Here is a 13,710-nt window from a genome sequence, read left to right as displayed (position 1 = left end):
AAATAATTCCTAAGATTAAAATATTTTTCTTAAATTTAAATTTGTTTACATTTTTATTCAAATCATATACCTCGTTTTAAAATAATAAGTTTACTTCATTATCTTCTTTTATATTTCTTTATAAATAATATTGATAGAATTACAGCCACAATTATAACAATAAAAGAAACAACAAAAAAAACCTTAGTTGTTTTACTTATATTCAATTCTCTACTTGAATCTTTCATTTCTTTATTTATTTTTGTATTATAAGTTAAATCTTTTACTTCTCCATATTCATCAATTGTTAATGTATCTCCTTTTAAATCATTGACTTGACTTTTATTTAATAAATAATTCATTCCTAAATATAAATTTTTTTCATCTATTGAACTGATTACCATAATATTTTTTTGATTATTGTAAGGTGATTTTATCAATTGTATTGATGAAATATTTTTACCATAATTGTCAATAAAGCTTATCTTGTCATTTGATAAAAGGTTAGAATAGTTTTTATTGAACTTTATATTTAAGTTACTATTTATCATCTTTATAACAGAGTTGTTAAGTGGTACTCCAAAAACTATAATATTAGTATCCTTATACTTATTGCTAAACTCTTTACCTCTAATTACATTTATGTTTCCCTCATGCGAATTCATATTTGCACCTAAATTAACACCTAGTCTAGACATCCATGTCATTGCTTGGGACCCTGAATAATCTGGCATTACCACAGTTAAATCATTAAACTTATTATTCTTAATAAATGGATATGGATAACTTTCAAAACTCAGTGACTGATTCTCTTTCGTTGCTAATTCCAAATAAGAGTTATTTGACACGTATGCCCAAGGATTATTACTTTCTCTTGTAACACAATTTAAATTTTTTATACTTAAATTAAAAACCAGCTTAACTTGATAGTAGTTTTTATTATCTATATCTTTAGGTATTTTTAATTCTAACTTGTCATTGTCTGAATATGACCTATCTAATTTTTTACTTCCTACAACAACATCATTTATATACACTGTAACTAATGATTTGTCAAAATCCAAATTATCAGAATATCTTAAATTTAAAACAATCTTTGAACCATTATCTAACTTTCTTCCTTTTGGTATTTTGACATCAAATAAAGCTTGTTGACTAAATGCACCTTCCAACAAAATATCTGTATATCCGAGGTCTTCTAAAGTCATATGACCTAAATTTAATTCTTGTTCACCATCAGTCTTTATATTAGTATCTTTATTTACAAGTATTGATGATGATAAAATTTGGTTGGAAAGTCTATTGTCTATCAATAAATTTGATGCTTTTATTAAGTCCTCTTCATTACTACCTATTACTACCAGCATCTTCTTATTCTTATTATAAGGAGAATCTATCTGTTTAATTATACAATTTGAAGATAATAAAGTTTGTTCCTTTGTACTTAGAGTATTTAAGATTTCTTCTGCCGTATTTTCAGGTTTACCAATATATATAATGTTATCATCTGACCAGTTCTTCATTTCTGAATATAATTTAACATCAAACTGTAACTTATCATTCTGTGTTATTTTTCCAAATTCTGATGCTAAATTAAACACAGCTGTAGATTCGCCTCTACTCATATTATCTGGAACTACTAAAGTTGTATCTAACTTAAAATTTTCTTCAATTTCTATATACGGATACGGATACTCATTTATTGAATTGCCCAATTTTTTCTGCTTATATTTAATTGATGTATAAGATTCCTTGTGAATAACCATCCAGTTTCCAGTGTTAGAATCATCTTGACATATTTTATCAGATATTGTTTTATATGTTTTTACTTTTATTTCATTATATCCTTGTATTATATAATCTTTTGGTATTAATATTTTTAATGTATCTTTATAATCTTTTTTGGCATTTAGTTTAATCGATTTTATTGGTACATTATTTATTAATATAGTTAAACTTGAAATATCTCCATTTAATATTTGACTTTTACTAAAATTAAGATTGAATAACACTTCCTCAATGTCCCAATTTTTATTTACTTCAAAAAAAGTACTATTGCTCCCTATAACTCCATCAATAGTTACATCTCTTTCAAACTTATAATTTTTGACTTTAGTTTCATCAGCTTTTACTTCATCTACAAATGCGATATTTGAAAAAAACAATACTAAGGATACAATTAATACAACAAATTTCTTCATGTTGATACCTCCTGTACATGAATTAAAATCTTTCCGTTTTATACCACTTGACTTCTCTTTTAAAAATTATATCTTTTAAATACTCTACCATTCCTTTTATAGCAACAAATAGCCATAGTTGAGAATATGTAAAATACATAATTGCTACTATAAATATATTCTCAATTGTAGCCTCACCTTTTTCTATAGTTAAGCTTATACTCACTTCTATGATAAATAAAATGTATGATAGTATCCATATTATGATAAAGTTGATTGGAATAGAAATCTCTATTAATTTAAATACACTTAAAACAAATAAAATATCTGAGATAATAACAGATGTTAAAAATAGAAAATATACAGAAAAAAAGTAGGCTATATCAAATACAATTTTATTTTTCCCTTGTTTAAATATATTTTTTATATATTTCATTAAAACGTATATATTACCTTTTGCCCATCTAGTCCTTTGCTTTATCCAAACTTTAATGGTTTCTGGTTCCTGTTCCCATGTTATCGACTGTGGCACAAGCTTTATCTTATATCCTAACTTATATATTCTAAAGCTAATTTCTGTATCTTCTGCAATTGCTTTGCTATCCCATCCCCCAATTTCTTCTATAATACTTTTTCTCAATATAAAGTTAGTTCCTGGTATTGTACATAAATTAAATAATTGCCATCTACCAGCTTGAGACATCCATTGAAAGCTTAAAGTTTCTATATTTATAAATTTCGTCAATAGATTTTTACTTTTATTTCTAGTTCTAAACTTTCCAATAACAGCACCTAATTCATCATCTATAACTATTGTTTGTATTAAATACCTAAGTGCATCTCTATCTGGAGTGTTATCTGCATCATAGACTGCTATAAACTCTCCTTTTGAAATTTTATATCCAATATTTAATGCATTTGATTTTCCCTTACCTCCAGTTGTGCTATCTGTATTTATAATAGTAAAATTATAGTTTTTATATTTACTCTTTATGCTTTCTAAAATTTCTCTACTATTATCAGAAGAATTGTCATTTATCACAATAAGTTCCATTTTATCTTTAGGATAATTAAGTAGCAGTAAAGATTCTACAGTCCTACCTATTACCTTTGCTTCATTATGAGCAGGAACAAGTATTGACACCATTGGATATCTATTAATTTTTTTTATTTTTTTATCAAAGTTCTTAAAATAAAATAAATATCCCCCCATAGCTAAAACTATATTTATAAGTAGTAAAGACCATATACTAAATAAACTAAATATAAATAGATACTCTGATACATTTAATCCTCTCATAAAATTCTCCTAAAATCTTTTTAAATATTAGCACTTCATCTAAGATTTTTTATTTTAAAAATTTCTTTTTATCTATTTTTTTAAAATATATAAATATAATTACAAAAACTAAAACACTTATAGATACTATTGATATTAAAATTTTGCTCATTTTAGATATAGATTTAAATATAGTTTCATCTTCTTTATTTTTTTCTAAATTTCTATCATAGTTGACTTTAATTTCATTACCATTATTTCTTATTTGTATGTCATCAACCTTTACCCAATTGTCAAAATCTCTTAAATTCATAAACTCTATATTTTGTTTTTCTAGATATTCTACTGTATCTTTCAAGTATTTTATATCTAAGTACGAATGAAAGAAAAAACCACCACTAAAACCTCTGACAATAGATACTATATCTAAATTTTCTTTTATATTTTGAAAAGTAAACTTATCCTCTGGGTCTATATATCCCAAATTCTCAGGTATAAATATATTAAACTCTTCTGTATCCCTAATAACGTAGGGATATGTATTTGTACTAAATTTTTTATCATTATTTTGTTGTTGTCCCACATAAGTAGAAAAATATTTTTTTAATTCTTTATATCCTTCAGATTCTATTGCATAATGAGGAGCTTCAAATGCAAGAGGATAAATCCCATTTTCTATACATATTCTAAGCCCTTTTAAAACTCTATCTTTTACAAAAACTTTCATATTTTCTTTTAATGGCTCATCTTTTTCACCATCCCAAAATTCATATCCTTCTCCAGAAACTTCTTCATTTTTATATTGATGGGTGTATCCATGTAATATCACTGTCCCACCCTTATCTTGCATATATTTTACTGCTTTTACAATCTCAGGGCTCTCTGATAAAGTAGTTATCTTATGATTTTTAGGATTTACATAGGCTGGTATCAAAGCGATTGTAAATGGTATGTTCTTGTTGCTTAAATAGTCAGCTATTTTTATTAACTCTTTTGGTTCTCTAAATGCATGTACATCTTCTATTCTTACAAATATACGACCTTTATTGAAGGTTTTAACATTAAACACATCATTTAGTGAATCACAAAATATATAAAATAAAACACCATCTAAATCCAACTTTGACACATAGAAAAGATTTTTATCATTTACAATATACGGATATTCATTTACTGTATCACTAATAGTTCCTATAATTTTACTATTTTTATCTGTTGATTTTACAATATTAAATAAATATTGTTCATCTAAGTTATACTCTTTACCTTTATAAGTTACACTGTTTATATTATTTGTTTTTTTTATATATTCTAAATTATATTTCTTATATTCCAACAAATTTTCTATACCATACCCTAACCAACAGATGACTCCTTTATAGGAATCTAATGAATTAATTAAGGTGTTAGTTTTTTCGTCATTACTATATGAATTTTCATTTATACCTATAATAAATATATGACTATAATAAGTTTTACTTATCTCATTATCATAGTTGCTTAATTTTAATAACTCGATATTTGAGCTAAATCTACCTAATAAAGTTCTTACCATTTTCAAAATGTCTCGATTGTAAGATGTTTCTTTCTTAGAATCATAGATGACCAACACTTTATTTGTATTAGAATAAGTTTCTATTGCATAGGAGCGTATATTAAAATTTGACATTATCAATACTATTAAAAATACAATTAACACTTTAGATAAATTTTTATTGTAAGTTTTAAACATCATACTGCAATTCCTCTTCAACTATATTCTTAAAATTTATACTATCTCCAAAAGTATCTCTATACTCTAAAATTGCAATTTTCACATCTATATTTACATATTTTCCTTTATTATTTAAATCTAGGTTTAACTCTTTTATCCTTTTCTTTATCCTATCTCTAACAACTTTTGAACCTTCTAATGCTGTATTTGGCATCAGTATTCCTATCATATCTTTTTGTAAACTGTATATTATATCTTCATTTCTTGTGCATTCTACAATATTTGAACTAATGTATTTTACTATTTTGTTAGTTTTACTTTCACCAAATATAGTCTGTAGGTTTTCATAATATGGTAGTTTTACTATCATAAGAGAAAAAGTAGTAGTATGTCTAACCGACTTACTTATTTCCATATTTACATCATTATAAAAAATTTTTAAGTTTCTAAGCCCAGTTTCACTATCTATAGTTACTAGTTCCTTATATTGTTCCGTTAATTTTATATTTGTAAGTTGTAATTTATTTATATTTTTATTTATGTTTCCCATTATAATTGAAGATATTGGTATTGCTATTATCCATATATATGATATAAACTCAACTTCTATATTGTGAGTAATATTGTTATATAAAATATAGGAAGTATATATAAATATAATTATTGAACTTGTTATTAAACCAACTACTGAGTTTGATAAATAAGTTAACATTATTATAAAAAATATAACTGATAGCATTATAAATACATTCAATTTATTTTCTGTTCTAATAGACAGTATTACTATTCCAACAATTAAAAATATAAAAACAAACAAACTTAACATTAATAAATCTATCTTTTTATTTGTGCCATTCATTTTTTATAAATTTACACCTCCAATTATTTTATTAAGTTGCCCATTTTTTCTAATTATTATTAAAATCAATATTTAAATAAATTTCTCACTTAGTAAAAATAAATCAAATTATATATGTATATAAACAATTAAAAAACAAATATTTAACATTACTGTTATCTACTTGCTTATCTCTAAAATAATTATCATGTATATATTCATAGTAAATAAATTATATATATCTATAACATATACATATATAGATATAAGCAAAAAAATAAAACTGTTCAATAATTAGAAAATAATTTCTAAATAAGAACAGTTTTATTAAGTAAATATTATTAAATAAATAATACTCTATTTTGATTTTAACTCTATCCAAGCCTTATCGTATAACTTGATATTTTCACCAATATCTTCAAAAGTTTCACATTTAGCAAGTACATCTTTAGATGGATATGCAACAGGATTGCTAGTTATTTCTGGGTCCAATAACTTTAGTGCTCCTGTATTAGGTGTTGAATATCCAATGTACTCAGCATTTACTTTCGCATTTTCTGGGTCTAATAAGAAGTTTATAAATAGCTCAGCTTCTTTTTTATTTTGTGCTGTTGTAGGTACACACATAGCATCCACCCACTTGTTCGTACCTTCTTTAGGTATAGCATAGTCAAGGTCAGGATTTTGATCCATCAATGTAACTGCATCTCCAGAATACAACATCCCCATTGCAACTTCTCCACCTAATAATCTATCTTTTCCTTCATCATTTACATATGCTAGGACTAAATCTTTTTGCTTTATTAAAAGATTTTTTGCTTCATTTATCTCTTTTGGATTTACACTATTCATACTATATCCTAATTTTTTAAGAGTTATTCCTATAGTATCTCTAACAGAGTCAAACATCATCATGTTCCCTTTATATTTTGGATTCCAAAGTATATTCCAACTATCTATAGGCTCTTTAACTTCTTTTTTATTATATAATATTCCAAGAGTACCCCACATATATGCAACACTATATTCGTTAGTTTCATCATATACAGGATTTAAAAAACTCTTATCTAAATACTTCATATTAGGTATGTTTTTAAAATCTATTTTTTCCAAAAGACCTTCATTTTTCATTTTTTCCACCATATAATCCGATGGAAAAACTAAATCATAATGAGTACTACCACTCTTAACCTTTTGATACATCATTTCATTAGTATCATAAGTTGAATACTGAACTTCTATTCCTGTTTCTTTTTCAAACTTATCTATAAGAGATTCATCTATATAATCACCAACATTATATACATTTAGAACCTTTGTAGAATCTGTTGATTTATTGCATCCTGTAAATAAAGTAGCTGTAATCATACCTACAGTTACAAGGGCTATTATTTTCTTAAACTTAATCATTATTTAGTCCCCCTTACTATAGATTCTTTTTTATTAGCCAATAGAAGTAATCCTAAAACCACTGCAAACATTATCGTTGATAATGCATTTATTTCAGGCTTTATACCTCTTCTAGCCATTCCATAGATTTCTATAGAAAGATTACTTACACCATTTCCAGCATTAAAGAAACTTATTATAAAGTCGTCTATTGACATAGTAAATGCAATTAAAAATCCAGAAACTATACCTGGCTTTATTTGTGGTAAAATTACTTTTCTAAGAGCATACATAGGTGTTGCTCCTAAGTCCATGGCTGCATCTTCTATATTATCAGGTAATTGCTTCATTTTTGGTAAAACTGAAAGTATAACATATGGCAAACAAAACATTATATGTGCTAATAACATTGTTGTAAAACCGAATTCCATTTTTACAAATACAAACAGACTCATAAGGGCTACTGCTGTAACTATCTCTGTGTTTAAAATAGGAAGGTAGTTTACATTCAGTATTAATTTTTTACTCTTCCCTCTCATCTTATGTATTCCTATAGCACTTATAGTTCCTACTATTGTTGATATTACAGATGCTAGTATAGCTATTACAACAGTGTAATATAAAGCACTCATTATACTTTCATTTTGAAGTAATTGACCATACCACTTCCATGTAAATCCATTCCATCTTGCCATTGATTTTGAATCATTAAAAGAAAATAGCACTAAGGCAAATATGGGTGCATACAAAAATAAGAATACTAATGCTAAATATATATTAGAAGTTATTTTCTTTAATTTTAAAATAGTAACCCACCACCTTCTTTGTCAGATTCATCTCCAAATTTTGACATTATCGACATGGATATTAATATCACTATCATCATAAATATTGATATAGCTGAGCCAAAGTTCCAATCTCCAACAACAGTGAATTGTTGTTCAATCAAATCTCCAACTAGCATTATTTTACCTCCACCTAGCAGTCTTGATATTGCAAAAGTAGTAACTGCTGGCATAAATACCATAGTTATTCCAGACATTACACCAGGTAAACTCAAAGGAAATATAATTTTTCTAAATACTGTCATGTTATTTGCACCTAAGTCATGAGCAGCATTTATTAAATCATTATCCATCTTTGAAAGTGCTGTATATATTGGAAGAACCATAAATGGTAAAAAGTTATATACCATACCTAAAAGTATAGCAACATTAGTATACAAAATTGCTAATGGCTGTATTCCAAACCATCCTAAAAACGTATTTAAAAGTCCATTTTTTCCTAATATGGCCACCCATGCATATGTTCTTAAAAGAAAATTCATCCACATAGGAAGAATAAACAACAGTATTAATGAACCTCTTCTACTTACATGAGCTTTTGAAATTATATATGCCACTGGATAACCAACTATAAGACATATCAATGTAGCTACTCCTGCTAAAAGAATAGAGCGAGCAAATACTTTAATATATATAGGGTCTATTACTTCTTTATAATTCTCAAGTGTAAACGCATAACCTGTACTTGAGTCTTTTGTAAAACTGAAAAATACTACTAGTATTAAAGGAATTATTACAAATATCGCACTCCAAACTACATATGGATATGCTAAAAAAGATTTCTTCTTCATATTAGTTACTCTCTTTTCTCATTATATGGATGTCTTCTGGATATATGTCCATGCCTAGTTCTACTCCAACTTCAGCATTTTTAGTATTATGAAGTATCCACAATCTTCCATTTTCATTTAATTCTATTTCATAGTGCACTCCTTTAAATACTGTAGATGTAACTTTTCCTTTTAACATTCCTTCTTCTGGCTTTACCATTTTTATATCTTCTGGTCTTATTACTACTTCTATATTTTCATTTTTTTCAAATCCTTTATCTACACATTCAAACTCTCTATTACAGAAATTTACTTTATAATCTTCCATCATAATTCCATCAAATATATTACTTTCACCTATAAACTTCGCTACAAATGAATTTTTAGGCTCATTGTATATGTCTTGAGGTGTCCCCATTTGTTGTATTTTACCTTTATACATTACAACAATAGTATCTGACATAGTAAGAGCTTCTTCTTGGTCATGAGTTACAAATACAAATGTTATTCCTAATTTTTTTTGAATTCTTTTTAATTCTATTTGCATTTCTTGTCTTAATTTTAAATCTAATGCTCCAAGTGGCTCATCTAACAACAATACTTTTGGTTCATTTACTAAAGCTCTTGCTATTGCAATTCTTTGTTGTTGACCTCCACTTAATGAATCTACTTGTCGTCTTTCAAATCCTTCTAATGCAACAAGTTTTAAAATTTCTTTTACTTTAGTATCTATTATATCTTTTGGAGTTTTTTTTATTTTTAAGCCAAAAGCTACATTTTCATATACATCCATGTGTGGAAATAAAGCATATTTTTGAAAGACTGTATTTACTTGTCTTTCATATGGTTGTAAATTATTTATTTCTTTCCCTTCAAATAAAACTTTACCATCATCAGCATACTCAAACCCTGCTATTATTTTTAATGTAGTGGTCTTTCCACATCCACTTGGCCCAAGTAAAGTTAAAAACTCATTTTTCTTTATATCTAAATTGAAATTATCTAAAACAGTAAGTTCTTCATAATGCTTAGATATATCTCTTAATTCTATTATATTTTCTACCAATTATTAAACACCTCTATTCTAAAATGATGGTGGCGTACTTACCCAAATCACTTTTGCTGTCGTCTTACCTTCGTTCGATATATAGTGATTTGCTCTTGGTCTAAAGTAAAAGCTTTCTCCTTTTTTTACCTTATTTTTCTTTTCGCCTATATGAACATATATTGAACCTGCTAATACATATCCAAATTCTTCACCTTCATGTGGCTTTTCTTCTTTATATTGTCCACCTGGATACAATGTTATTATTATTGGCTCCATTTCATTTTTTTGTGAATTTGGAATTAACCACTTTAATTTATATTTTAAGTCTTCGTCTTCAGTTTCAAACATGTCTTCTTTTGTAAAACTAATTCTTTCGTCATCTATTTCATTAAAAAATTCCCTTAAATTTGTACCTAATATTTCAAGTATATCTATAAGGGTAGCTATGGATGGTGATGTTAAGTTATTTTCTAGTTGAGAAATAAATCCTTTTGACAATTCACATCTATTAGCTAACTCTTCCTGGGTCAGTTGTTTTTCTGTTCTTAATCTTTTTATCTTTTCACCTATATCCATGTTGCACCTCCTAGTTTTTGTTTTATTTTACTAAACATTTTGTTTACTAAACATTGAGTTTAAAATTTGTAAACAACATAGGTAATTATATATAAAATTTGGATATAATACAATACTTTTTTGCTAATTTTTTTATTTTTTTAGTTAGAATAAATACAAGTGTTTTAAAGGCTTTGAAAATACACAATTTGAATGTGTTTATATTAATATCTATAAAGTTTAGTATCTCTAATTATAAATAAATCGATTCATATAACATATATAAAAGCTTTTAAAGTCTTAGAATATGTTAAGCAAATAAAAAATTGCTAAAAATCTATATTTTATAGTTTTTTAGCAATCCATATCTTTTAATATTTGAAAATTTATATATTTACAAGAAAATTCTTATTTTATAATTACTATAGGCTTTTAATTAATTCTTTATTAAACTATTTGACCATATTTTGAGTAGCAGGTTTTTTATCTCCACTCATATACAATTTTATAAATTTTATATCATCTATTATAAATCTATGTTTAATTTTACTACAATCTAATTTAAACAAATTAAATAGTATTTGTGTAAGATATCCTAGACCAAATGCACTTATTATAGTCCCTATACCAACTTTTCCACCTAAGAAAAATCCAACTATTAATGCACCAACTTCTATAGTTCCTCTTATTAAGTTAAGTGATTTGCCTGTTTTCTTTTGAAGAGCAACCATCAAACCATCTCTAGGTCCACTTCCTAGACCACTTCCCATATAAAATACCATTCCAAGAGCTACAAGTCCCAAACCTAAAATCAACATAATTATTCCTATTAATATACTATCAGTCTTTGGAATTAAGTTAGTATATAGAAGTAAATCCATAAAAAAACCAATTAATAACATATTAAATACAGTTCCCCATCCTACATTTTCACCAAGAATAACATCAGCTATAACTACTATAGAGCCTACAATTATAGAGGCAGTCCCTATAGTTATTCCTACATGATTTGAAAGACCTTGATGAAACACATCCCAAGGAGATAAACCAAGGTTACAATTTATCGTCAATACTATACCAATTGAACATATAAATAGACCTAAAACCAGCTTTGAAAATTTCCATAATACTTTTTGTAACAAAATCTACCCCTCCTAAACATAATTTAACTACTCACCTTAAATACCAAAAGTCAGCAGTTTTCTTATAAAAATCCTATTTTATAAATTTTATAATATAACTCTATGATACATCATTTTATGCTAAATAACTACCATTTTATTACAATTTGGTTACAAATTTTCAGATTATTTTTTTAAAGATATAATTTATATATTTCTATAATTAAACACTATATATTAAATTTTATTTATAATAAAATAATAAAAGCTATTTAAATATAGTTTGTTATATTTAAATAGCTTTTATTTTATTATGTAATATTATTATTAATATGCAGCATTTAGTTTTTCTTCTATTTTCTTTTGAATAAATCCAAATACAAATAATATAAACCAATACACAAATCCTGCTACTAAGAAAGCTTCTAGATATTTATATTTACTACCACCATTGTAATTTGCTGTTGCCATTATTTCTATTACCCCTATAGTAAAAGCTAATGATGAACCCTTAATTAAATCTACAAAGTTATTAGACAATGCAGGTATAGCTACTCTTATAGCCTGTGGCATAACTATTCTTCTAAATATTTGTACATTTGTAAGTCCTATAGAAGCCCCTGCTTCATATTGTCCTCTATCAACAGAGGAAATAGCTCCTCTTATAGTTTCTGACATATATGCTGACATGTTTACTGATAAAGCAATTATTATTGCAGTAAATGGAGACATATCTACAAGTGCTGGAATAGCTCTTGGTAATCCAAAATATAATGCATACAATTGAACTAGCAATGGTGTCCCTCTAAAAATTGATGTATACACTTTAACAATTTGATTTAATACTTTAACTTCATTATAGCTTATCAATGCCATTACAATTGCTATTGCTAAAGATAGTGCTAGAGATATCAAAGCAATTATTATTGTTTCTTTAGATGCTATAAATATTTCTGGCAGAATTTTAAACATAAATGATATATCTAAACTCATAAAATTCACCTATCTCTCAATTGTTATATCTTCCCCAAACCATTTTTTAGAAATTTCAGTAAGAGTTCCATCTTTTCTCATAGCTGTTATTACTTCGTCAACTTTAGCTTTTAATTCTTTTGATTTTTCATCTTTTTTAAATGGATATGCATTTATCTCTTCATAGATAGGTTCTCCAACAGCTATAAAGTTTGAACCCGCTTTTTTATTTCTAGCTGCTGTAGCTGAAACAGAAATTATTCTTGCATCAGATCTTCCAAGTTCAAGACTTTCATATGAATCTGCTCCATCATTAAACACTAATTCCATTGAATTGTCTTTATTTTTTTCTTCCATTATGGCTCTCTCAGATGAGTTTGCACCAACCTCAACTTTTTTGCCTTTTAAATCTTCAAGACTTTTTATCTTATCTTTATCTTCAGGTCTAATAGTTATCATTAAAGGATTATAAGCATATGGTACTGTGAAATCATATACTTCTTCCCTTTCTGGTGTTATACTTATTTGTTGAGCTGCTGTATCTGCTTTACCACTATCTACCATACCAAGTAATCCGCCTGTATCCCCATTGTTTACTTCATATTTAACTTCAGAATCCAATCTTTTGCCAATTTCATTCCATATATCAATTTCAAAACCTTGCATTTTTCCATCTTCTCTAAAATTAAATGGATAATATTTTGCTCCTGTTGCTACTGTAATAACTTTCTTTTCTTCTTTTTTTGAACAACCTATTGCTAAACCACAAATAACTACTCCTACTGTTAATATACTTAATGCTCTTTTCCAATACATTAAAGTCCCTCCATATTTAATGATATTTTTAGTTCATGAAATTAGACTTTATTTTAATATACCCCTATTGAAATTTATAATTTTTAAATTTATATGTAATGATTTGTTAATTAATATAAATAAAATTAAAAAAATACATTTTTATGGACATTTCTACAAAATATAAGCCTATTTCCCATTTCTCTCAGAACAATCGTATTATAC

The 13,710-nt window shown here is 26.3% G+C and carries 12 protein-coding genes; all 12 read right to left on the bottom strand.

Annotated features, from left to right (window positions below):
* Positions 1-98: 98 nt before the first annotated feature.
* The 12 genes from KGF50_RS16320 to KGF50_RS16265 all read right to left on the bottom strand — a co-directional run bounded on the left by KGF50_RS16320 (position 99) and on the right by KGF50_RS16265 (position 13,506).
* Positions 99-2,180 carry a cellulose biosynthesis cyclic di-GMP-binding regulatory protein BcsB gene (locus KGF50_RS16320; RefSeq protein WP_227849045.1) on the bottom strand — a complete coding sequence of 694 codons (2,082 nt, stop codon included), beginning with the start codon at positions 2,178-2,180 and terminating at the stop codon, positions 99-101.
* Positions 2,181-2,202: 22 nt separating this feature from the next.
* On the bottom strand, positions 2,203-3,459 hold the full coding sequence (locus KGF50_RS16315; RefSeq protein WP_227849044.1) for a glycosyltransferase family 2 protein: 1,257 nt from the start codon (positions 3,457-3,459) through the stop codon (positions 2,203-2,205).
* 49 nt (positions 3,460-3,508) lie between these two features.
* Positions 3,509-5,173 (bottom strand): polysaccharide deacetylase family protein, encoded by a 1,665-nt coding sequence (locus tag KGF50_RS16310; RefSeq protein WP_227849043.1) that lies wholly within the window; start codon positions 5,171-5,173, stop codon positions 3,509-3,511.
* Complete coding sequence (locus tag KGF50_RS16305) at positions 5,163-6,011, bottom strand: diguanylate cyclase domain-containing protein (protein ID WP_227849042.1); 849 nt, start codon at positions 6,009-6,011, stop codon at positions 5,163-5,165. Before KGF50_RS16305 ends, KGF50_RS16310 begins: the two co-directional genes overlap by 11 nt.
* Positions 6,012-6,347: 336 nt before the next feature.
* Complete coding sequence (locus tag KGF50_RS16300) at positions 6,348-7,400, bottom strand: spermidine/putrescine ABC transporter substrate-binding protein (protein ID WP_227849041.1); 1,053 nt, start codon at positions 7,398-7,400, stop codon at positions 6,348-6,350.
* Positions 7,400-8,074 (bottom strand): ABC transporter permease, encoded by a 675-nt coding sequence (locus KGF50_RS16295; protein WP_227436781.1) that lies wholly within the window; start codon positions 8,072-8,074, stop codon positions 7,400-7,402. Before KGF50_RS16295 ends, KGF50_RS16300 begins: the two co-directional genes overlap by 1 nt.
* A 104-nt stretch (positions 8,075-8,178) precedes the next feature.
* Positions 8,179-9,015, bottom strand: a complete 837-nt coding sequence (locus KGF50_RS16290) for an ABC transporter permease (protein WP_227849040.1) — start codon at positions 9,013-9,015, stop codon at positions 8,179-8,181.
* Between the two features lies 1 nt (position 9,016).
* The gene (potA, locus tag KGF50_RS16285) at positions 9,017-10,060 is read right to left on the bottom strand and encodes a spermidine/putrescine ABC transporter ATP-binding protein (protein WP_227849039.1); all 1,044 of its coding nucleotides are present in this window, start codon (positions 10,058-10,060) and stop codon (positions 9,017-9,019) included.
* Positions 10,061-10,078: 18 nt separating this feature from the next.
* Positions 10,079-10,618 carry a helix-turn-helix domain-containing protein gene (locus KGF50_RS16280; protein ID WP_021383760.1) on the bottom strand — a complete coding sequence of 180 codons (540 nt, stop codon included), beginning with the start codon at positions 10,616-10,618 and terminating at the stop codon, positions 10,079-10,081.
* Positions 10,619-11,049: 431 nt separating this feature from the next.
* Positions 11,050-11,739, bottom strand: coding sequence for a YczE/YyaS/YitT family protein (locus tag KGF50_RS16275; protein ID WP_227849038.1), 690 nt, complete (start codon positions 11,737-11,739; stop codon positions 11,050-11,052).
* A 306-nt stretch (positions 11,740-12,045) separates the two neighbouring features.
* Positions 12,046-12,711 (bottom strand): amino acid ABC transporter permease, encoded by a 666-nt coding sequence (locus KGF50_RS16270; RefSeq protein WP_227849037.1) that lies wholly within the window; start codon positions 12,709-12,711, stop codon positions 12,046-12,048.
* A gap of 9 nt (positions 12,712-12,720) precedes the next feature.
* Positions 12,721-13,506, bottom strand: a complete 786-nt coding sequence (locus KGF50_RS16265) for a transporter substrate-binding domain-containing protein (RefSeq protein ID WP_227849036.1) — start codon at positions 13,504-13,506, stop codon at positions 12,721-12,723.
* Between the last annotated feature and the right edge of the window lie 204 nt (positions 13,507-13,710).

It is taken from the genome of Clostridioides sp. ZZV15-6598, from assembly GCF_020657705.1.
In the GTDB taxonomy this organism is placed as follows: Bacteria; Bacillota; Clostridia; order Peptostreptococcales; family Peptostreptococcaceae; genus Clostridioides; species Clostridioides difficile_F.
The sequence above is the reverse complement of the archived record's forward strand: the minus strand, read 5'-3'. Positions and strand labels throughout refer to the sequence as shown.